This is a genomic window from Vibrio sp. D404a (assembly GCF_030248535.1).
GTDB lineage: Bacteria > Pseudomonadota > Gammaproteobacteria > Enterobacterales > Vibrionaceae > Vibrio.
Map to the genome: position 1 here is coordinate 14962 of NZ_JAHGAJ010000020.1, position 23148 is coordinate 38109.

Genomic DNA, 23148 nt, shown 5'->3' on the forward strand with positions numbered 1-23148 from the left:
TACTTTCTCCTAATCAGGAAACTGATTATTTTCAATTGGCGTTAAGTTAATTGCTTTAAAACATTCCAACCACACAGCTTTGTGTGGTTTTTTTTTGCCTAAAGACAATCAGTCGGTGATAGGCGAACTCCTTGCCACTTATAAATCTGGTATCTCTCATTAGTTTAGCTTTTATTTGAGCATTAATAATCGTAAAGGTTCGATTCGATATCACACTTCTTATTAATCAGGGCTTTCTACTCCCGTCACGTTTATTTAAACGGCTGTTTGATTAAATTAACAACTTCTTTACAATGCATCAGGTCAGACCTCTCAACCTTAAGGAGAAACCATGGGCAAACAGGAAGTCAAAACTCGTTCGGGAGAGCGTGTTGCCGTTGTCGCTGGATTACGAACCCCATTCGCTCGCCAAAGTACAGAATTTAGCCAAGTGCCTGCGGTGGATCTAGGAAAAATGGTCGTAAGCGAAATGCTTGCGAGAACAGATATCGATCCTGCGCTTATTGAACAAGTGGTGTTTGGACAAGTAGTACAGATGCCAGAAGCGCCAAACATTGCGCGTGAGATTGTATTGGGCACGGGAATGAACATTCATACTGATGCCTACAGTGTGACACGTGCTTGTGCGACAAGTTTCCAAGCTGCTGCGAATGTTGCAGAAAGTATCATGGCAGGAACAATAGATGTTGGTATCGCAGGCGGTGCAGACTCTTCTTCTGTACTACCAATCGGTGTTTCGAAAAAACTCGCTGCCAACCTTCTTGCGTTAAGCAAAACCAAAACCTTGGGCCAAAAACTCAAAATACTGAAGAGCCTATCGGTTAAAGATTTAATGCCAGTGCCGCCTGCGGTCGCGGAGTACTCAACAGGCCTGTCTATGGGCCAAACCGCAGAACAGATGGCAAAAACGCACGGTATCACTCGTGAAGAACAAGACGCCTTAGCGCATCGCTCGCATTCACTTGCTGCTCAAGCATGGCAAGATGGCAAGATTCAAGACGAAGTGATGACAGCGTTCCCTGCGCCGTACAAGAAGTACATCTCTGAAGATAACAACATCCGTAAAGATTCGACATTAGAGGGCTACGCTAAGCTGCGTCCTGCTTTTGACCGCCAATACGGTAGCGTTACGGCTGCCAACGCGACGCCGCTAACAGACGGAGCCGCCGCGGTTATGTTGATGCGCGAAGGCAAAGCGAAAGAGCTTGGTCTTGAGGTATTGGGCTACATTCGTGGCTTTGCTTTCTCAGCTATTGGTGTTGAAACCGATATGTTGATGGGGCCTACCTACGCAACGTCTAAAGTCTTAGAAAATACAGGCTTGGAGCTTTCAGATTTAACACTGATTGATATGCATGAAGCCTTTGCTGCACAAGCGCTTGCTAACGTGAAAATGTTTGCCAGCGATGAGTTCGCTCAGAAGAATTTAGGTCGAGGCCAAGCGATTGGTGAGATCGATATGGAGAAGTTTAACGTGCTGGGCGGTTCTATCGCTTATGGTCACCCATTTGCGGCAACGGGTGCGCGTATGATGACACAGACCCTGCGTGAACTGAAACGACGTGGTGGTGGTTTAGCATTGAATACAGCGTGTGCGGCTGGTGGTCTAGGTGCAGCAATGATCTTGGAGGTGGAGTAATGTCTAATAACGTTGAAGTAAATACAGAGAACGAAGCGGTAATGGATAATGAATCTGCACCAAGCGCTGTAACAAGCAAAACAGCTTTCTCACTCAATATTGATGATCAAAACATTGCTTGGTTGGCTATCGATGTACCAAACGAGAAAATGAATACCTTACAAGCTGCTTTTGCAGAAGAGATGAAAAGTATCTTCGAGCAGCTTAAAGAGAAGCAGAGTAGCGTTAAAGGCTTGATCGTTCATTCATTGAAGCCTGATAACTTTATCGCGGGCGCGGATGTTCGAATGCTAGACGCGTGCACCAGCGCTAGTGAAGCCGAGTCTCTTGCAAGACAAGGTCAAGAGATGTTCCAAGAGCTGTCTGACTTACCATATCCAGTGGTTGCAGCGATTCATGGCCCTTGTTTAGGTGGTGGTTTAGAGCTTGCTTTGGCGTGTGATTACCGCGTTTGTACTGATTCCGACAAAACACGTTTAGGTCTTCCAGAAGTGCAGCTTGGTCTATTACCAGGCTCTGGCGGAACGCAGCGATTACCACGCTTAATTGGCTTGCTACCTTCATTGGATCTGATTTTAACTGGCAAACAACTTCGCGCCAAAAAAGCTAAGAAGTTAGGTGTGGTAGATGCTTGTGTTCCTGAAACGATCCTGCTTAAAGTTGCAAAAGATTTGGTCGAGAAGAACTCTGGAAACAAGAAGGGCAAACGCCTTGCATCTAAGAGCCAAGCCTCGACCAAAGAGAAGCTTATCTCTCGTAATGGCCTAGGCCGCAAGGTTATCTTTGAGCAAGCAGCTAAGAAAACGAACCAGAAAACGCGTGGTAACTACCCAGCCGCTGACGCAATTCTAGACGTGATTCGTCATGGTTTAGAGAACGGCTTTGAGAAAGGCTTGAAGTATGAAGCGCAGCGTTTCTCTGAGTTGGTGATGAGCGATGAATCGAAAGCGCTACGCTCAATCTTCTTCGCGACTACCGAAATGAAGAAAGAGAATGGTGCTGATGCTGAGCCAAATCGTGTAGGTCGTGTTGGCGTACTCGGTGGCGGTTTAATGGGTGCAGGCATCAGCCATGTGAGCGTTGCGAAAGCCAAGGTACCCGTTCGCATCAAAGATGTATCGAACGATGGTGTTCTGAACGCTTTGAATTACAACTACAAGCTATTCAATAAGCAGAAGAAACGCCGCATTCTGAGCCGTGCTGGTTTAGAAAGCAAAATGCTACAGCTATCAGGTGGCATCGATTTTACTAGCTTCAACCATATTGATGTGGTGATCGAGGCGGTATTCGAAGATCTCGATCTTAAACAGAAGATGGTTGCAGATATTGAAGAGAACGCGAAGCCAGAGACTATCTTCGCTACTAATACTTCTTCGCTACCGATCCATAAGATCGCTGAGAAAGCAGAGCGCCCAGAGAATGTTGTTGGTCTTCACTACTTTAGTCCTGCTGAGAAGATGCCATTGGTTGAGGTAATCCCTCACGAAGGTACGTCTGAGCAAACTATTTCAACGGTCGTGGCGCTGGCGAAAAAGCAAGGCAAGACCCCGATCGTTGTAAAAGATAGAGCAGGCTTCTATGTAAACCGTATTCTTGCTCCATATATGAACGAAGCGGCGCATCTGCTATTGGCGAATGAGCCGATTGAGAAGCTCGACAGTGCACTGCTTGATTTTGGCTTCCCGGTTGGTCCAATTACGCTATTGGATGAGGTGGGTGTCGATATTGGCGCGAAGATCATGCCGATTCTTGTTAATGAGCTTGGAGAGCGTTTCCAAGGGCCAGATGTGTTCGACGTGTTGTTGAATGACAATCGTAAAGGCCGTAAGAGCGGTAAAGGCTTCTATACCTACAAAGGTAAGAAGAAAGAAGTCGATAAGTCGGTTTACAAGCTGCTGAAACTTCAGCCAGATCCTAAATTGAGCGATAACGATATTGCGATGCGTTGTGTGCTACCAATGCTGAATGAGGCCGTTCGCTGTCTTGATGAAGGCATTATCCGTAGCCCTCGTGATGGTGATATCGGTGCTATCTTCGGTATTGGTTTCCCTCCATTCCTCGGCGGTCCGTTCCGTTATATGGATCAGATTGGCGTTAAGGCACTGGTAGATATGATGAACGACTTCGCTGTGAAATACGGTGATCGCTTTGCACCGTGTGATGGCCTACTGACTCGCGCAGGCTTGGATGAGCCGTTCTATAAGTAAGATGAACTGAGTTGATGACAAAGCCCGTATCACCTTGAGATACGGGCTTTTTGTTTTAGGAGGAACACGACCAGAAGAATGAGATTCCCGACTCAGTCGAACCTCCTTCTCGGGAATGACGAGGAACGATACTAATTGGTAGTCTAAGTGAGTTCTATGGAAGAAGAACGACCCTATCGCCATCTCCTAAAGCGACGAAGGAGCGTAGTAGGAGATCTCTTTTGGCGCGTGCCAGATACAAAAAAGGTTGATGCGCTAACATCAACCTTTGAGTCCTACCGGTGATTGCTTAACCAAGTTTCGTATCTTTCGGGCGAAGCTGAAACTCTTCGATAGAGCCAATCTCAACCCCCATTGATAGCGGCATTGCTTCTTGGTGAGCATTACCTTGAGCATGCATGATTAAGCGGTTTGCGGTGCGTGGCTTGAGTTGATTGACCACAAAACGAATCATGTCGCTGCGAGATAAGCCTTTTAGTTCTTCGAGAACACGCTCGCGCTGATTGAAGTCCGTATCCTTGTTACCAATCGCGACCCATAGACGCTGAGCTCGGCCTCGCAGAGTGGTGTCTGGTGTTGATATCTGGTTCCACAAACCCCGCTTACTGCTGTGCCATTGATAGTCGTTGAGTTCCAGCAATACCATATAAAAGGCATTGAGAAATTCATCGATGGACGCAATCAAGTCGACTGGTGCCGCGTTCGGAGATTGCACATAGAGCACAATACCCGGGTGACGATTGAGCGGCATGTTACCTGTACCGACCATATAACCGAGCTGTTGCTTAGTGCGAATCTCGTGGAAAAAGGTCGCCGACATTAAGTGATTCGCCAGAGAATAGAGGGCAATACTCTGCGGTGAAATATCTGGGCATTGGTAATAGACCACAATCGCAGAGTCATCCTGATTGCACACCACTTCACGCTGGAAGCTGCCATTTTCACCCAGCATGACCAACGGGCGAAGCGACTCTTCATACGCCTGATCTTTGACTCTAAGAGCATCTTTGAGCGATTCTGCCATCTGCACGGCATCGTCTTGACACCAGTCTCCATACACGAACATCTCGACGTGCAGTTCGGCTAATATGGCCTGCACGAATGAAGAGAGCTCATCAACTTGAATGGTTTCTAGCGCCTCGATCAACACCGAGTAGGGTGGGTTATTGGGCTGCAGTAATCCGGTCATAGCATTGAAGAGCTGGGATATAGGACGATCCTGCGAAGCGTTGCTCCAACTTCTCAGCAGTTGGCTCTTGATGGTATCAAAACGAGCAGGGCTGAATTGACGCGATGCAAAACGTTCTAAGATCATATTGAGTAGCTGTGGCTGCTTACGGCTAAAGCCAGAAATCGTCAGTGTCACGCCGCCTTGGTGGGTATACATGTTGTAACCCATTCCAGCAATTTCAGCTTGATATGTCTCTTTTTCGAGTGAATCTAAGAACATTTCGACACACAATCGCGTCTTTACAATGTTTCTTGGACTGGCCACGGAGTGAGGGCTGTCAATCGCCACATAGACCACGCCTTTAGGGACACGGAACTCCGTATCCTGTAAATGCCATAGTTTAAATCCGTCTAGCTCTTGCAATAGGCTTGGGTGCGTTTTTGAGCCTTCTAGCTCTGCTGGATCGAGGTCGTAACAGATAAATGGGTTTTTACCGGGCAGTTCAAATTCCCATCCAGGATTGATACATTGATAGGATTGTTTTTGCTGTTCGCTGAAAGGCCTAACCGAGTAAGGCGTGAAGTACCACTTGGCTTTTCGGTCATACTCTAGACCTTGAGCGATCAAGGTCGACCTCATGTTATCTATAGTGAAATAGCTGAGTAATGAACGTTGCAGCGCTTCATCGTAGTTCGCCATTTTGTAATCGCCGTAGACCACGTCTTGTTCAGGGTAGTGCTGCATGTTCATCACAAGGTGGCTAACGACATCCATTGGTCGTGCAGGCTCTTGGAAGCGAAAGGCGGATTCAAGTACTGCGCGCTTTTCTAGATAACGCCACTCTTGCATCCCTTCTTTTTCAATCAACTTAATGTATTGGAATACCGCTTGAGTGATGTCATCAACCTTATCAAGACCATCGACTGAGAGCGAACAGCTGACAGTGAAATCGCGATAGTTACTGCCACTGGCACCACCGCCGGCAGAGAGGGAGGTGATCCAACCCTTCTCTTTTAACTGCATCATCAAACTGCCTTCACCCTCATAGCCTAATAGGTGCGCAAAGAAGGAGAGGGGTTTAATACTGTAGTGTTCGTCCATGCTTGGCATAGGGAAGGTGAGAATTAGCTTACGAATCTCTTTGATTGGCTCAACGTACACCTGAACGCCGGTGCTCTCTGAACCAATGATGGACACCTCTACCTTTTTACCTTGTCGCTTGTGATTGGTGATAGAGCTGAATCTCTGCTCCACCCACTGCTGCATTTGTTCAAGCGGTTGGTTGCCAGAAAGCGTCAGCGTCATGAGATCCGCTGAATATTGCTGCTGGTGGAAATCGAGGATCTCTTGACGAATGGTTTGACCGTTTCTATCCCCAAGCGTCTCTACGTTACCGACTGAAAATTTTGCAAATGGATGGTCTGGGTTGACCAGTTCTTTGGTGACTTGATAGAGGCGTCGCGAGTCGTCATTGAGCTTCATCTTATACTCAGAATCTACAGCTTGGCGCTCTTTATCGAGAGCTTCTTCGTTAAATAAAGGTGCGGTAAAAAATTGACTGAATCGGTCGAGTGCATTTTCAAAGGCATCGAGTTCGACATCGAAGAAGAAACAGGTGTGCTCTGTGCCTGTCCACGCATTATTACTGCCACCGTGCTGGCTGATGAAACTTTGGAACTCTCCGACCTTTGGATACTTTTCAGTGCCCAAAAAAAGCATATGCTCTAAGTAATGAGCCAAACCCTCTCGATCGCTTGGATCGTCAAAATGCCCAACATTAACGGCGAGTGCGGCGGCGGCTTTTTGAGCATGATGGTCATGAACAAGCAACACTCTTAGGCCATTATTAAGCGTTAAATAGCGATATTGGTGTTCGTCGTTTGGACTTAGATGCACACGCGTATCTCCAGAGAAGGTAGTGTTTAAATTATGTACCCGATGTAAATCGGTGCAAACCTTGTGATCCCATTTTGGGATATGAAGAGCTTTTTGTTGATTTTGAAATCGATTTTATCGATTTTTATCAGTGATTTATTTTCTTTTAATAAGATTGTTAAGAAAGTCGAACTCTTTGGCAAGTGACTTGGTATAATTATTTACATCGAACAAAGTTTCTCTAACTTTAGAGTCACGCCCTAAGTAGCGTTCAGGTAACCCATTTGGTTGCTCAGCTTTCAAAGGCTACATAGATAGGATAGAACATGAAAATATTCATAATGCGTCACGGTGAAGCAGAACATTTTGCAAACTCAGATGCAGAACGTGCGCTCACCAAGCGTGGTAAGAAGTTATCGCTTGCAGTGGCTCAAGCCGCCGCTGAACAAGGGGTAAGCCAGTTTGATAAGGTGTTGGTCAGCCCATATTTGAGAGCTCAAGAGACTTGGTTAGAGATCTCACAAGTGTTCTCCGGCGACAAGGTAGAGACGAGCGAAGACATCACCCCGTATGGTGTGTCTGACCAAGTTTTCGATTACACCGTCGCAATGGCAGAAGTGGAAAATCTAGAGAGCGTGCTATTCGTATCACACTTACCTCTCGTCGGCTATTTAACTGCAGAGTTCGCAACGGGCATGGCGCCGCCTATGTTCCCAACATCGGGTTTGGTCTGTATCGATTTTGATTTAGAGACCAAAAAAGGTGAGCTAGATTGGAATATTAACCCTTAATTGAGGGTTGCTCTGAGAGCCCATTCGCCAAAAGTCGAATAAGAGAAAGGCACATCATGTGATGTGCCTTTTTGCTGTCTGTTACGTAGTTTTTCGAGCTTTATTTTTCTGGGATAGAAATCAGAACCAGTAGGGCACCGTTACCGCCAAACTCAAGTGGGGCTTGGTGAAAGGCGAGCACATCGGGATGTTGAGCCAGCCACAATGGCACTTTCTCTTTTAGAATATGCTTACCAATGCCGTGCTGCACAGAAGCACAAGAGACGCCTTCTTTTACACAGTGCGCGATCATCGCACCGAGTTCGCGCTTAGCCTCTTGCTGGCTCATGCCGTGCATGTCGAGGTAAACGTCAGGTACGTAGACACCGCGACGTAGTCTTTTCACTTCATATTTAGAGACATCATCACGAGCGTAGCGCGTTGGGCCATCTGTACTGAGGTGAGGAATAAACTCATCTGAAAAATAAAACTCGCTGTCACTGGCTTGTCGTGCCGTGCGCGTAATTTCTTTTTGTTTGGTATTTCTTTTTGGCTGCTGGATTATGGTATCCTGTTGCAACTTTTTAACGCCCTTTACTGCTTCACTGAACAGGGCGAAATCGTCATCGATATCGGTGTCTTTTTTGCTCATCAGGTTATAAGTTCTAAATTGAAACGTAATTAGCAGTATTGTAGCGCTTTTCGGAGATGATTTTGGATAAGATTTTTGTAGAAGAAGCGGTATCAGAACTACACACGCTTCAAGATGTGATTCGTTGGACTGTTAGCCGCTTCAATGCAGCGGGCCTATTTTATGGTCACGGCACAGATAATGCGTGGGATGAGGCGGTACAACTAATTTTACCTACCCTTTATCTGCCGATCGACGTTCCTTCACACGTATTGAATTCTCGTCTAACCAGCAGCGAGCGTCTACGTATTGTTGAGCGCGTTATTAAACGAATCAACGAGCGCACGCCTACGGCTTACCTAACCAACAAAGCTTGGTTCTGTGGCCTGGAGTTCTTCGTTGATGAGCGTGTACTTGTGCCACGTTCGCCAATCGGTGAACTGATCGAAGCGCAATTCCAACCTTGGCTAACAGAAGAGCCAACTCGCATCATGGATCTATGTACGGGCAGTGGTTGTATTGCTATCGCTTGTGCACACGCATTCCCTGAAGCAGAAGTGGATGCCATTGATATCTCAACGGATGCACTTCAAGTGGCAGAGCAAAACGTTCAAGACCACGGTATGGAGCAACAAGTGTTCCCAATCCGTTCTGATCTGTTCCGCGATCTACCAAAAGAGAAGTACAACCTGATCGTCTCTAACCCGCCGTACGTTGACGAGGAAGATATGAACAGCCTACCGGACGAATTCACGCATGAGCCTGAATTAGGTTTGGCTGCGGGTACAGATGGTCTGAAACTGGTTCGTCGTATTCTTGCAAACGCACCAGATTACTTGACTGAAAACGGTATTCTTATCTGTGAAGTAGGTAACTCAATGGTTCACATGATGGAACAGTACCCACACATTCCATTCACGTGGATTGAGTTTGAAAATGGTGGTCACGGTGTATTCATGATCACTCGCGAGCAGATGGTTGCTTGTGCTGACGAGTTCTCAATTTACAAAGACTAAGTTGAGTTCAATCGCTAAAAACCGCGCTTATTAGTGCGGTTTTTTTGTTTTTGGAGATTCATACTTATTGCCACAACATCTTTGAATAAAACAATCATGAAATTGAGAGAAATTAGTACTTCACTCTTTCTCTAGCTTGTTGCACGTCTCTTTCGTGTTGTTTTACTTATCGCCCTTGGCCTGAGGTAAGTTGATCAAGTTGCACATCTCATTCATATTGGAGTCTAAATTTTATACATTCTAGTTAGTTAGTTAGTTAGTTAGTTAGTGAGTTAGGGAGGATTCACGATGAGTTTTGATATTTGGTTTTACTACTTTCTGGCGGTATTGGTACTGACAGCCTCACCTGGGCCAAGCTCTCTGCTGTGCATGACTAAAGCAGTGCAATCGGGCTTTCGTCTCTCGGTTTTTACTGCGCTGGGGAGCCTAACGGCCATCACCTCGATACTGAGTCTTTCTTTTACCGGCCTTGGGGTCATTATCGCCTCATCAGAGGTAGTCTTTAATGTGATTAAATGGACAGGTGCTGCGTATCTGATCTATTTGGGTTGGAAGTCGCTTCGCTCTGATCAGCAGAGCTATCAGCTTGATGATGAAGATAAAGCGGCAAACCAGCAAAACAGAGGAAGTTACCTTCAGCACTATCTCAGTGGTTTTATTGTCGGAGCGAGCAACCCTAAAGCGATTTTGTTCTTCACCGCACTGTTCCCTCAGTTTATTGACCCAACTGCCGCACTGCTTCCACAGTTTGTTGTGTTCGCGAGCACTTTTGCTGTGATGGAGCTGTCTTGGTTATTGATGTACGCCTATTTGGGCGCAAAATCGTCTAACTGGTTGTTTGCTAAAGGGCGAGCCAAGATGTTTAACCGAGTTACCGGAGGTGTATTTATCGGTGCTGGCGCGCTTTTATCGACGACAACTCGTGCTTAAAGCATAAAAAATCTCAATTGTTACGAAAGTTTCTTGGTGCTGTAATAAAAAGTTAATATTAATGTGCTTGCCGATTTTGGTCGCTTGTCGATATATTGTATATACACGGTATATATAGTTAAGGAGCGCATTTATGCAGCATCAAGAAATGATCCAACACTCTCATTTTGGCGTTATCGGTCGTACATGGCTTTTCGCATCAGTTTCTCTAATCGCTATTCTAGCTCTAATCTAATTAGGTTTACGCAACTCGAAAATTGTTATGAATAACTGTTTTTCACGATCTTATCGCTCAACCTTATCTCAACATTGATCGTGGCTTTCTACCTTAGCAACCAGCCAAGACCCTGTAGTTAGCCACTCAACCTTTCCAGAAGTTGTTACCAAACTGTGATAATCTGACACTATTATTTGCTCAAAGTGTGTCGTTATGTCTGTTTGGGATTCTCTCTCTTTTAACAATCGATTTGTTGAACTTCCTCAAGTCTTTTACTCGCGTGTTCATCCAACACCATTACTCAACCCTCAATGGTTGGCATGGAATAGCAATTTTGCCACTGAACTTGGCTTTCCTTCGGCCAATATTACTGAACTAGATCCTGACCTGCTTAATTCCCTCTCGGGGCTGGTGGATAACGTCAATTTTGATCCGATTGCGATGAAGTACGCAGGCCATCAGTTTGGCGCTTACAACCCAGATTTGGGCGATGGTCGAGGTTTACTACTGGCACAAGTTGTCGCTAAAAGTGGCGAAACGTTCGACTTACATCTTAAAGGTGCGGGGAAAACGCCATATTCTCGAATGGGTGATGGTCGAGCGGTTATCCGTTCAACAGTTCGGGAGTATCTATGTAGTGAGGCGATGGCGGGTTTGAAGATTCCAACCACGCGCGCACTGGCAATGATGATCAGTGATACGCCTGTTTATCGCGAAAAGCAGGAGAAGGGCGCGTTGCTAGTGAGGGCATCGGAAACGCATATTCGTTTTGGTCACTTTGAACACCTTTTCTATACCAATCAATTGGCGGAGCAGCGTTTGCTTGCAGATAAAGTCATCGAGTGGCACTTCCCTGAGTGTTTAGATGAAGAAAAACCTTATGTCGCGATGTTTAATCAGATCGTCGATCGTACCGCAGAGATGATTGCCTTGTGGCAGGCTAATGGGTTTGCTCATGGTGTCATGAACACCGATAACATGTCGATCATTGGGCAAACCTTTGATTACGGGCCCTTTGCCTTTATGGATGAGTACAACTCTCGACTTATCTGTAATCACTCGGATTACCAAGGTCGCTACGCTTTCAACCAGCAGCCGCGCATTGGTATGTGGAACTTGTCCGCATTGGCGCATTCACTTTCAGCTTTGATTGAGCGTCCAGATCTAGAAGCCGCGCTAGAGATGTACGAGCCGCAGATGAATGGTTACTTTAGCCAGTTGATGCGCAGAAAGTTAGGACTGTTGTCGAAGCAAGAAGGGGATAGTCGTCTGTTCGAATCGATGTTTGAGTTGATGTCGCAAAACCGAGTCGATTATCCTCGTTTCTTCAGAGCGCTATCGGATCTCGACACGCAATCTGAGCAAGAGGTGATTGATCTAGTCATCGATCGGCAAGCAGCCAAGCTTTGGGTCGATAGTTACCTTAAGCGCTGTGAACTGGAACAGGAAAGTACCGAAGAGCGCTGTGAGAAAATGCGTGCAATCAACCCTAAATATGTACTGCGTAATTATCTGGCTCAGTTGGCAATTGATAAAGCGGAAGAGGGCGATAGCAGTGTGGTAGATGCGTTAATGGTTGTGCTTGCCGATCCGTATTCCGAGCACCCTGACTATGAATATTTAGCAGCACTGCCACCAGAGTGGGGCAAAGAGATGGAGATCAGCTGTTCTTCATAAGTGTTCTATTCAAAATAAGTGCTCAGCTCAAAATAAGCGCTTAATTTAAATGTTCGAGAAATGACACATTTCATAAAATGGGATGTGTCATTTTCCACCCATTTGAAAATTCATTTCCACTTTGCTTCCCCGTTCATTTTTCTCTCAAGCCTTATGGTTAAAGGGTTGTTAAATAAATGTAGCTAGCTGGCTCGCTAATTGCCTTAGTGAAAGCACGCAGTTCCCATTGATGGGCTGCTTTGTTTACTAAGGAGAATAATAATGTTTAAGCCTCTTACCCTGCTATCTGTCTCTGCACTTGCGCTCACAAGTTTTAATGCTGCTGCGAACTGTGATCCGGGTGAAATTGTTATCAAATTCAGCCACGTAACGAATACCGATAAGCACCCGAAAGGCATTGCTGCTTCTTTACTAGAAGAGCGAGTAAACACCGAAATGAATGGCAAAGCTTGTATGCAAGTTTTCCCTAACTCAACGCTATACGATGACAACAAGGTACTGGAAGCCCTGTTAAACGGTGATGTTCAAATGGCGGCACCTTCGCTGTCCAAATTTGAAAAATTCACTAAGAAATACCGCATTTTTGACCTTCCATTCTTGTTTGAAGACGTAGAAGCCGTTGATCGTTTCCAAAACTCAGAATCTGGTGAAAAGCTGAAGAATGCAATGAAGCGTCGTGGCCTTCAAGGTCTAGCGTTCTGGCATAACGGCATGAAGCAGATGTCGGCGAACAAGCCACTTATCAGCCCTGCTGATGCAGAAGGTCTGAAGTTCCGTGTGCAAGCGTCTGACGTATTGGTGGCACAGTTTGAGCAGTTAGGTGCTAACCCTCAGAAAATGTCATTCAAAGAAGTATACGGCGGTCTGCAAACTAAAGTTATCGATGGCCAAGAGAATACATGGTCAAACATCTACGGTAAGAAATTCTTCGAAGTACAAGACGGTGTGACAGAAACCAACCACGGTATTCTGGATTACCTAGTGGTAACGTCTAACGACTTCTGGAAAAAACTGCCTGATGACGTTCGTGATCAGCTAGGCACTATCGTTAAAGAGGTTTCTGAAACACGTAACGCTGAGTCTTCGAAAGTTAACCTAGCGAACAAAAACAACATCATCGAAGCTGGTGGTGAAGTTCGTACTCTGACACCTGAACAGCGTCAAGCTTGGGTAACAGCGCTTCAACCAGTATGGAAGAAGTTTGAGAAAGACATCGGCTCTGATCTAATCGAAGCTGCACTGGCTTCTAACCAGTAATACCGCTATTGGGTGGCGGCTCCCTACCGCCGCCCTTTATTAAAACAATTATAAGCGGAGCATTTTATGGAACAGTCTCAAATGGAACAGTCTTTATTTTCCAAAGTCGGGAGAGTTACCGACGCAATTGAAGAGTCTTTGATTGCTTTCTTTCTGGGTGCAATGACCCTACTTACTTTTGCGAACGTGGTGTTTCGATACGCGTTCAATGACAACATTTTATGGGCATTGGAACTCACCGTATTCATGTTTGCATGGATGGTGCTAGTTGGCGCTTCTTACGGCGTTAAAAAGCACTTCCACATCGGTGTTGATGTGGTTATCAACCTAGCACCAGAGAAGCTGAGAAAAGTGTATGCCTTGGTCGCTGTCACTTGTTGTCTGGCGTTTTCTATCCTTCTTTTGATTGGTTCTTGGAACTATTGGTACCCGTTCGCGACCGATCGCGCATGGTACGAAACCGACGATATTCCAATGCCGGAGATGCTTCAGTTTCTCGCTGACTGGCTAAATGAAGGTGAGCGATACGAGAAACTGCCTAGATTCATCCCTTACATGGCACTACCGATTGGTATGGCACTTCTTACATTCCGATTTGCACAAATAGCCTATCAAGTAGCGACGGGCAAGATTGACCGCATGATCGCAGGTCACGAAGCCGAAGAAGATTTGGATGCACTGAAAGCTCAGGTGGAAGCGGGAAGTGACGAAGACGCGACTGCGATTTTGGATTCGCAAAACTCCGTGAAAACGGAAGACGAAAAGCCATCTAATCAACAATCGAAAAGCAAGGACGACTAATCATGGCGATGTTATTTCTATTTTTGATGGTAATCGCTTTCATGCTGGTGGGCGTGCCGATTGCTATCTCACTGGGTCTATCCAGTATTCTATTTTTGCTGATGCACTCTGATGCGTCATTGGCCTCTGTAGCGCAAACGCTGTTTAATGCCTTCGCCGGACACTATACCTTGCTGGCAATCCCATTCTTCATTTTGGCTTCTAGCTTTATGTCGACCGGTGGTGTGGCGAAACGAATCATTCGCTTTGCAATCGCAATGGTTGGCTGGTTCCGCGGTGGTTTAGCAATGGCGTCGGTTGTGGCGTGTATGATGTTTGCAGCACTGTCTGGTTCTTCTCCGGCAACGGTTGTTGCGATCGGTAGTATCGTAATTGCAGGTATGGTGAAAAATGGCTACTCAAAAGAGTTCGCAGCAGGTGTTATCTGTAACGCGGGTACTTTGGGCATCTTGATTCCGCCTTCCATCGTAATGGTGGTATACGCTGCAGCAACTGACGTGTCGGTTGGGCGTATGTTCTTGGGTGGTGTTATCCCAGGTTTACTAGCCGGTGTGATGCTGATGATTGCTATCTACATCGCTGCACGTATCAAAAAGATTCCTGCACAGCCGTTTGTTGGATGGGGCGAAATGTTCGCAGCCGCTAAAGATGCAAGCTGGGGGCTACTGCTTATCGTCATCATTCTTGGTGGTATCTATGGTGGTATCTTTACGCCAACAGAAGCGGCGGCAGTCGCCGCCGTGTACGCGTTCTTTATTGCCAACTTCGTCTATAAAGACATGGGCCCATTCGCAGATAAAGAAAACAAAAAGCCGATGCTGGTGAAAGCGTTGCAAACCTTTGTGCATAAAGACACCAAAGATACTTTGTATGACGCCGGTAAGCTGACCATTATGCTGTTGTTTATCATTGCGAATGCTCTAATTCTTAAGCACGTGCTAACAGAAGAGCGCATTCCACAAATGATCACCGAGTCGATGCTATCGGCAGGTCTTGGTCCAATTACCTTCTTGATTGTGGTTAACGTACTGCTATTGATTGGTGGTCAGTTCATGGAGCCATCAGGCCTTCTGATCATCGTTGCTCCGCTGGTTTTCCCAATCGCAATTGCGCTGGGTATTGACCCAATCCACCTTGGTATCATGATGGTGGTGAACATGGAGATAGGGATGATAACGCCGCCAGTGGGTCTCAACTTGTTTGTGACCGCAGGGGTGGCGAAGATGTCGATGATGAACGTGGTGAAAGCGGCACTGCCGTGGGTTGGCGTCATGTTCCTGTTCTTGATAATCGTAACTTACGTGCCTTGGGTATCGACTTGGCTACCGACCACTTTGATGGGGCCGGAAATAATCACCAAGTAACACAATTAAGTACAATTTCCCCCTAACAGATAGATGAAGAGCTAAACCTCTTCATCTATTTTTTTGCCCGGGTCACGGCGAGTGGCTTTGTTTCTTCTGTCGTAACCCTTCCAACGAACGTTACTCTTGCGTCGCTCGCGCCCCGAACGCTTCTCTTCTTCGTAATGTCCGTCGATCAAAACGGTATCGGATATCGCAGGAACTGTTGTTTTCTCATTCATGGCTTAACTGGACTTGCTGTTGTCAAATTGGATGCTGAAAGTATGGTTGAGCTCATGCGTCTCTGCCAACTTAGAGCATAAATCAACAGAGGGGCATTACTTAAAATTGTCTTTGTCGATTTGGTAACGCTGCATCTTGTCGTAGAGCGTTTTTCTAGGAACGTTAAGCAGTTCCATCGTCATTTTGATACTGCCCTCATTGTCGATGAGGGCTTGTTCAATGACGGATTTTTCAAAGCTTGCGACCTGATCTGCGAGACTGGAGCAGCTTTCATGTTCAACCGTATCTCCGAGCTGCGCTAGTTTACCGAGTAAGATGAAGCGTTCTGCGGTATTCCTTAGCTCTCGTACGTTCCCCGGCCAGTCATGCGCGATAAGTTTATGAAGATCGCTGCTTGGCAATGCTTGTGCCGTTTTGCCATAGCGAGCAGCAGCAACCAACAGAAAGTGGTGGAAGAGGGCTGCAATGTCCTCTTTGCGGCTACGAAGTGGTGGCAAGTCGAGTGTGACAACATTAAGGCGATAATAGAGATCTTGTCTAAACGTGCCCTCCGCCGCGGCTTTCTTAAGGTCAACCTTGGTAGCTGCAATGACACGTATATCTAAGGGGAGTAACTGGTTAGAACCAATACGCTCAATCACTCGCTCTTGTAACACACGCAGCAGGCGGATCTGCGCTTGCATCGGCATGGATTCAATCTCATCAAGGAATAGAGTGCCGCCTTGAGCGTGTTCAAATTTGCCTACTCGCTTGGTTTCAGCACCAGTAAAGGCGCCTTTTTCGTGACCATAGAGTTCGCTTTCAATTAAGTTCTCCGGTACCGCGCCACAGTTAACTGCGACAAAATTCTGTTCACGTCTACTGCTTTGTTCATGAAGCGAGCGTGCCACTAACTCTTTACCCGTTCCAGTTTCTCCAAACAGCAAGATATCGGCACTAGTGTCAGCGACATGAGTGATGGTCGAACGCAGTTCTTGGATAACTGGTGTGTCGCCGATAATGCGTGGCCCTAAGGTTTGACTCGCTTTCAGTGATTGTTTGAGATCGCGGTTTTCGAGGATCAGCTGACGCTTTTCGATGGCACGTTTGGTGGTTTCGATCAGCCTCTCATTGGCAAATGGCTTCTCGATAAAATCATAAGCGCCATCATGAATTGATTTCACCGCCATTGAGATGTCGCCGTGCCCAGTAATCATGATCACTGGCAGCTCTTTATCTTTGTGAATGACGGTATTCAACAGATCGTGGCCAGATAACCCGGGAAGACAGATATCGGTGATTATCACATGAGGCAGTCCGTGCTCTTGAATAGCAATCAACGCTGATTCTGCGTCAGGGAAAAATTGAGCATCAATGTCTGCCAGTTCAAAGCTCTGTTCACTGGCTAGCCGCAGATCTGGCTCATCATCAATGAAATAGACATGGCACATAATGGTTCCTTTAATCGTTATTGTTATTTTGTTGTTCTGTAATTAACGGCAGACAAATAGTAAATCTTGCTCCGCCTAATGGGCTTTTGGCGTGGGTGAGTTCGCCATTTATGCCTCTTATAATCTGTTGTGAGATTGATAGTCCAAGTCCTAAACCATTTTTCTTGGTGGTATGGAATGGTTCAAAAAACTGTTGCGGCGTGTCATGCGCAAAGCCGGGGCCGTTATCGTCAATATGTAGCTGAATACATTGTTCTGAGTTTGAGTTGGTGTGGTGTTCGAACTCGAGATTAAGCTGTTTAATCTCTTGCCCTTCCATGGCCTGCATACCATTGGTGATAAGGTTAATGATCACCTGTTCTAGCTGGATAGCATTGGCTTGAATGAGCGCATCTAGCTTGTCCGGAAGGGGGGATATCGCCACTCTTTCTGCCTTCAATTGAGGTTTCATTAACTCGATAGAGGAGTGAAGCAGAGGAAGTAATTGGAGTTGCGATAGGTCTTCCGCATTTGATTTTTTGGCAAACGATCGAAGCTGATGACTGATCTTGGCCATGCGGTCAGTCAGTGATGAGATGCGTGATAGGTTGTCATCAACACGTTCGAACTTTTCTTTGGTTAAAAATAGACGCCCGTTATCGGCGTAACTGCGAATCGCAGCGAGCGGATTGTTTAACTCGTGACTGATGCTTGCGGACATCTGCCCCAAAACCGCCAGTTTCGCGGCTTGGATTAACTCATCTTGGGTCTGCCTTAACACCTTTTCTGTTTCGGTGCGTTGCAGAACCTCTGCGTGTAATTCTGATGTTCTTTCCAATACCAAAAACTCGAGCTTCTGTTTGGCTTCAGATTGCAGTCTGTCTATCTGAGCCCGACGATGGATGCGGTTTAGATTGAGCTGTAGGGCGAGATAAATGATGGCAAACACCAAGCTCAGTACCACCAGATAAGAGATCAGATCCCACCACACCAAATGAGTAGGGGAGAGTACCCTGACCGTTAATCTCGGTTGTTCAATAAAGCGTGAAGAGACAAAAAACTGCTCATGAACCAGAGGATGAAGAGATTGAATGGTGCTGGTGGATGAGTCTAGGTCGCCATTGAAGTTCAGGCTCTCAATGTTGGTATCAAGAAACTGTCTTCCCTCTTGGATCTCACGTTTACGCGCATCGTTCAATGGTTGCAAGCTTTTAAATAGCCAGTCGGGGTTACTCGACATAAACACCACGTGGTCTTTATCGTCAGCAACAAAATAGCTTTGTTTTCCTTTCCAACTTGCTTCAATCAGAGACAAATCCATCTTCACCACAATCACACCAATGATCTCCGCGGCATAAGAGACTGGGTAGGAGTAGTAATAACCGCGCTTCCCCGAAGTCGAGCCAAGAGCAAAATATTGATTTTCTTGCCCATTGAACGCGTTCTGAAAATAGGGACGAAAAGCAAAGTTACGACCAACAAATGAGTGGCTTTGATTCCAGTTACTGGCCGCAATCGTGGTACCGATATGGTCGAGCAAATAAGTGTCAGAGGCTTGTATTACCTGATTCACATGTGCCAGGTAGCGATTGGTTAGCTCTATCTGTGCAGAGTTATCAGGAGCGTGTAGCGCATCGATCAACTCTTTGTCTTTAGAAAGCAGCTCTGGAATGTGGGCGAATTTATCCAGTTGACTGGCGATATGTACAGAGAAACGGTCAAGCTTTGATTGGTGATCTTCGAGCAAACTTTGATGACTTATTTTCCACACCCAGTGACCGCCGAGAATCATCAGCAACCCATAGGTGATGAGCAGCAGAATGGGTAGGCGGGAAGGTTGAAACATAAGAGATCTCGCTGTGTATTACGGTGTAGAAAAGCGTGTCATGTACCTGAAACGCTCAAAGTGTCATAAAAAGTTCAAAAAATGAGGGCTGACAGATAGTTATAGGTTAAGGCTTTGTAACGCAGATTGTTGAAAAAGTTATCGACTCTGAGGGGTAAAACAAGAGCAAGATCTCTTTTTAAGCTTTTTCGGAAAAAAAGCCCTCGATTCCCTTGAAAAAGCCGCTATTGTCCCCATTTCCGATGTGTCGAGTGATGTTTTGATTGAATCTGACTCACTTAGGCGGACGAATTTAGAGCATTCATCATCAAGCTGAGGTGATTGGCTCGACAGAGATTAAACAGATCGCTAGAATGTCGCGTCTAAAATTTCTGTCCTGAGGCTAATCGGAGATACCTTTCCTTTTTGTAAAACAGGCTATGAACTTCACTGAAGAACATAGAAAAAAGATATCGCTGATTAGTCTGGTGTTTGATTGAATGATCACTCAGGCATCAATGCTCAATTTTAAATTAGGTGTTCGGATAGAGCACTACACAAGGATGCAGCCAACAACACGCGTTCCCAAGGAATGCACGTTACGGCTCATATGCTCAGATTATCTGAGCCAGTTTTGAGGTTTTATATAATGCAAGTTACTGTTGAAACGCTAGAAGGCCTAGAGCGCCGTCTTAATATTACTGTTCCTGCTGCTAACATCGAAGATGCAGTTACAGCTGAACTACGCAACATCGCGAAAAACCGTCGTTTCGATGGTTTCCGTAAAGGCAAAGTGCCAATGAAGATGGTTGCTAAAATGTACGGTAAAGCAGTACGTCAAGACGTGATGGGCGAAGTAATGCAGCGCCACTTCATCGAAGCGATCGTTAAAGAGAAGATCAACCCAGCTGGCGCACCAACTTTCGCACCAGTAGAAAACAAAGAAGGCGAAGATCTAGTATTCAACGCAACTTTTGAAGTTTACCCAGAAGTTGAGCTGAAAGGTCTTGAAAACATCTCTGTTGAGAAACCAGCAGTAGAAGTTAAAGAAGCTGACGTTGAAGAGATGATCGAAACTCTACGTAAGCAACAAGCAACTTGGACTGAAGTTGATGCAGCTGTAGAAGAAGGTTCTCGCGCAACTATCGATTTCGTTGGTTCTATCGACGGTGAAGAGTTTGAAGGCGGTAAAGCTGAGAACTTCCCACTAGAGATGGGTGCTGGTCGCATGATCCCTGGTTTTGAAGACGGTATCGTTGGCAAAACTAAAGGCATGGAATTCGAAATCGACGTAAACTTCCCAGAAGATTACCACGCTGAAAACCTAAAAGGTAAAGCAGCTAAGTTTGCAATCAAAGTAAACAAAGTTGAAGCTCGTGAACTTCCAGAACTAAACGAAGAATTCGTTGCTAAGTTCGGCGCGACTGACGGCGTTGAAGGTCTTAAAGCTGAAGTTCGTAAGAACATGGAGCGTGAGCTTAAGCAAGCTGTTAAGAACCGCATCAAAGAGCAAGCTATCGACGGTCTAGTTAAAGAAAACGACATCGATGTTCCAGCTGCACTTATCGACCAAGAGATCGGTACTCTACGTCAACAAGCTGCTCAACGTTTCGGTGGCAACACTGAAGCTGCTGACCAACTTCCACGTGAGCTGTTCGAAGAGCAAGCTAAACGTCGCGTTGTTGTTGGCCTTCTACTTGGTGAAGTAATCAAGTCTGAAGAGCTAAAAGCTGACGATGAGAAAGTAAAAGCAATCATCGAAGAGATGGCTACTGCATACGAAGATCCATCTGAAGTTATTGCTTACTACGAGCAAAATGAGCAAATGATGAACAACATGCGCAACGTTGCTCTAGAAGAGCAAGCTATTGATGCAATCATCGCTAAAGCTCAAGTTTCTGAGAAAGAAGTTAGCTTCAACGAGCTAATGAATCAGCAACCTGCTTAATATAGTAATATCTGACGTAGAAGGTTGACGTACGGTCGACAATTCTGCTAACAATGGTCCGTATGATTTAATCATTCGGGCCATTTATTTTAGGGACATAAGAATATGAGCTACCAAGAAAAAAATACAATGCCATCGATTATGGACGCACTAGTTCCAATGGTGGTTGAACAAACTTCCCGTGGTGAACGTTCTTACGATATCTATTCTCGTCTTTTAAAAGAACGAATCATTTTCTTAACCGGTCAAGTGGAAGACCACATGGCAAATCTTGTCGTGGCTCAACTGCTTTTCTTGGAATCAGAAAACCCAGACAAAGATATCTATCTATACATCAACTCACCTGGCGGCAGCGTAACAGCGGGTATGTCTATCTACGACACAATGCAGTTCATTAAGCCAAACGTGAGCACAGTATGTATGGGTCAAGCTTGCTCGATGGGTGCATTCTTACTTGCTGGTGGTGAGCCTGGTAAGCGTCATGTACTTCCAAATTCTCGTGTAATGATTCACCAGCCACTTGGCGGCTTCCAAGGCCAAGCGTCTGATATTCAAATCCACGCGCAAGAGATCCTAACGATCAAACAGAAGCTAAACAAACTATTGGCAGAGCACACGGGTCAGCCTCTAGAAATCGTTGAGCGTGACACTGATCGTGACAACTTCATGTCTGCAGAACAAGCTGTAGAGTACGGTTTGGTGGATTCAGTTCTTAATCACCGCGGTGAGTAATTGCCACGGCAATTGTTTAACGCAAATTGATTGAATTTGATATACACTCAAACATAGAGAGTAAAGGCTAAGAGGTTAGCGAATGACAGATAAAAGCAAAGAGGGTGGTAGCGGTAAACTGCTTTACTGCTCTTTCTGTGGCAAAAGCCAGCACGAAGTTCGCAAGTTAATCGCAGGCCCTTCTGTTTACATTTGTGACGAATGTGTCGACCTTTGTAACGACATTATTCGTGAAGAAATCAAAGATGTTCTTCCTAAGAAAGAGTCGGAAGCGCTGCCAACGCCGCGTGAGATTCGAGAGCACCTTGATGACTATGTAATCGGTCAAGAGTATGCGAAGAAAGTGCTAGCAGTTGCAGTATATAACCACTACAAGCGTTTACGTAATGGTGATACAACAGCTGAAGGCGTAGAGCTAGGTAAGAGTAACATCCTGCTTATCGGCCCTACAGGTAGTGGTAAAACGCTACTTGCAGAAACACTGGCTCGTTTCCTAGACGTTCCATTTACTATGGCAGACGCAACCACACTAACCGAAGCGGGTTACGTGGGTGAAGATGTAGAAAACATTATTCAGAAGCTGCTACAGAAGTGTGATTACGACGTTGCGAAAGCGGAACGTGGCATTGTTTACATCGATGAAATCGATAAGATTTCTCGTAAAGCTGAAAACCCATCAATCACGCGTGACGTGTCTGGTGAAGGTGTACAGCAAGCACTTCTAAAACTTGTAGAAGGCACAGTCGCTTCAGTACCGCCTCAAGGTGGTCGTAAGCATCCACAGCAAGAGTTCTTGCAAGTGGACACATCTAAGATCCTATTTATCTGTGGCGGTGCATTTGCTGGCCTAGATAAAGTGATTGAGCAACGTGTAGAAACAGGTTCTGGTATCGGCTTTGGCGCAGAAGTGCGTTCAAAAGATGAAACCAAAACAATTGGTGAGCTATTCACTCAAGTTGAACCTGAAGATCTAGTGAAGTACGGTCTAATTCCAGAATTCATTGGTCGTCTACCGGTGACAACCACACTGACAGAACTAGACGAAGAAGCGCTAATTCAAATTCTATGTGAGCCGAAGAACGCACTGACTAAACAGTACGCTGCGCTATTCGAACTTGAAGACACAGAACTTGAATTCCGCGAAGACGCACTGCGCGCAATTGCTAAGAAAGCAATGAGCCGTAAAACAGGTGCTCGTGGTCTACGTTCTATCTTAGAAGGCGTGCTACTAGAAACCATGTACGAACTGCCATCATCAACAGATGTAAGCAAGGTTGTGATTGATGAGTCTGTAATTAATGGAGAGTCTGAACCTCTTCTTATCTACAGCAATTCAGAGAACCAAGCGGCAGTTGCAGAGTAGGTCTTTTTTAGACTAGTGACTCAAATTCCAAAAGGAGGTAAGCAATTACCTCCTTTTTTTTATTCTTCCATTGAATCCAGTCGTTTAAGCCCCA

The 23148-nt window shown here is 45.7% G+C and carries 17 protein-coding genes; 12 read left to right on the forward strand and 5 right to left on the reverse strand.

What is annotated here, in order from left to right:
• Window positions 1–331 precede the first annotated feature (331 nt).
• A complete protein-coding gene (fadI, locus tag KI655_RS13390) occupies window positions 332–1639 on the forward strand; it encodes an acetyl-CoA C-acyltransferase FadI (RefSeq protein WP_285405759.1) in 1308 nt (435 codons plus the stop codon).
• A 41-nt stretch (window positions 1640–1680) separates the two neighbouring features.
• Window positions 1681–3846, forward strand: a complete 2166-nt coding sequence (fadJ, locus tag KI655_RS13395) for a fatty acid oxidation complex subunit alpha FadJ (protein ID WP_285405923.1) — start codon at window positions 1681–1683, stop codon at window positions 3844–3846.
• A gap of 289 nt (window positions 3847–4135) precedes the next feature.
• On the opposite strand, the gene KI655_RS13400 is transcribed toward fadJ, so the two are convergent.
• Window positions 4136–6913, reverse strand: coding sequence for an insulinase family protein (locus KI655_RS13400; protein ID WP_285405761.1), 2778 nt, complete (start codon window positions 6911–6913; stop codon window positions 4136–4138).
• Between the two features lie 305 nt (window positions 6914–7218).
• Between KI655_RS13400 and sixA the strand changes: the two genes are divergently transcribed.
• Window positions 7219–7683 carry a phosphohistidine phosphatase SixA gene (sixA, locus tag KI655_RS13405; protein ID WP_285405763.1) on the forward strand — a complete coding sequence of 155 codons (465 nt, stop codon included), beginning with the start codon at window positions 7219–7221 and terminating at the stop codon, window positions 7681–7683.
• Between the two features lie 100 nt (window positions 7684–7783).
• Here the strand turns inward: sixA and smrB are convergent, their stop codons facing one another.
• Window positions 7784–8314, reverse strand: a complete 531-nt coding sequence (gene smrB / locus KI655_RS13410) for an endonuclease SmrB (protein ID WP_285405765.1) — start codon at window positions 8312–8314, stop codon at window positions 7784–7786.
• Window positions 8315–8376: 62 nt separating this feature from the next.
• Between smrB and prmB the strand changes: the two genes are divergently transcribed.
• The 6 genes from prmB (at window position 8377) to KI655_RS13440 (ending at window position 15555) form a co-directional block, all read left to right on the forward strand.
• A complete protein-coding gene (gene prmB, locus KI655_RS13415; RefSeq protein ID WP_285405767.1) occupies window positions 8377–9309 on the forward strand; it encodes a 50S ribosomal protein L3 N(5)-glutamine methyltransferase in 933 nt (310 codons plus the stop codon).
• 288 nt (window positions 9310–9597) lie between these two features.
• Window positions 9598–10239 carry a LysE family translocator gene (locus tag KI655_RS13420; RefSeq protein WP_285405769.1) on the forward strand — a complete coding sequence of 214 codons (642 nt, stop codon included), beginning with the start codon at window positions 9598–9600 and terminating at the stop codon, window positions 10237–10239.
• 430 nt (window positions 10240–10669) lie between these two features.
• Window positions 10670–12133 carry a protein adenylyltransferase SelO gene (locus KI655_RS13425; RefSeq protein ID WP_285405771.1) on the forward strand — a complete coding sequence of 488 codons (1464 nt, stop codon included), beginning with the start codon at window positions 10670–10672 and terminating at the stop codon, window positions 12131–12133.
• Between the two features lie 261 nt (window positions 12134–12394).
• Window positions 12395–13390, forward strand: a complete 996-nt coding sequence (locus tag KI655_RS13430; protein WP_285405772.1) for a TRAP transporter substrate-binding protein — start codon at window positions 12395–12397, stop codon at window positions 13388–13390.
• A 66-nt stretch (window positions 13391–13456) separates the two neighbouring features.
• Complete coding sequence (locus KI655_RS13435; protein WP_285405774.1) at window positions 13457–14191, forward strand: TRAP transporter small permease; 735 nt, start codon at window positions 13457–13459, stop codon at window positions 14189–14191.
• A gap of 2 nt (window positions 14192–14193) precedes the next feature.
• Entirely contained in the window at window positions 14194–15555 is a 1362-nt protein-coding gene (locus KI655_RS13440; protein ID WP_285405776.1) for a TRAP transporter large permease, read from the forward strand.
• A 41-nt stretch (window positions 15556–15596) separates the two neighbouring features.
• Here KI655_RS13440 and KI655_RS13445 read toward each other — a convergent pair whose 3' ends face one another.
• The 3 genes from KI655_RS13445 to KI655_RS13455 all read right to left on the reverse strand — a co-directional run bounded on the left by KI655_RS13445 (window position 15597) and on the right by KI655_RS13455 (window position 19032).
• A complete protein-coding gene (locus tag KI655_RS13445) occupies window positions 15597–15776 on the reverse strand; it encodes a hypothetical protein (RefSeq protein ID WP_285405778.1) in 180 nt (59 codons plus the stop codon).
• 96 nt (window positions 15777–15872) lie between these two features.
• Window positions 15873–17207, reverse strand: coding sequence for a sigma-54 dependent transcriptional regulator (locus KI655_RS13450; RefSeq protein WP_285405780.1), 1335 nt, complete (start codon window positions 17205–17207; stop codon window positions 15873–15875).
• A 10-nt stretch (window positions 17208–17217) separates the two neighbouring features.
• Complete coding sequence (locus KI655_RS13455; RefSeq protein WP_285405783.1) at window positions 17218–19032, reverse strand: ATP-binding protein; 1815 nt, start codon at window positions 19030–19032, stop codon at window positions 17218–17220.
• A 628-nt stretch (window positions 19033–19660) separates the two neighbouring features.
• Between KI655_RS13455 and tig the strand changes: the two genes are divergently transcribed.
• The 3 genes from tig to clpX all read left to right on the forward strand — a co-directional run bounded on the left by tig (window position 19661) and on the right by clpX (window position 23054).
• On the forward strand, window positions 19661–20959 hold the full coding sequence (tig, locus tag KI655_RS13460) for a trigger factor (protein WP_032549605.1): 1299 nt from the start codon (window positions 19661–19663) through the stop codon (window positions 20957–20959).
• Between the two features lie 105 nt (window positions 20960–21064).
• Window positions 21065–21691, forward strand: a complete 627-nt coding sequence (gene clpP / locus KI655_RS13465; protein ID WP_032549604.1) for an ATP-dependent Clp endopeptidase proteolytic subunit ClpP — start codon at window positions 21065–21067, stop codon at window positions 21689–21691.
• 82 nt (window positions 21692–21773) lie between these two features.
• A complete protein-coding gene (gene clpX / locus KI655_RS13470) occupies window positions 21774–23054 on the forward strand; it encodes an ATP-dependent protease ATP-binding subunit ClpX (protein WP_032549603.1) in 1281 nt (426 codons plus the stop codon).
• Window positions 23055–23148: the final 94 nt, after the last annotated feature.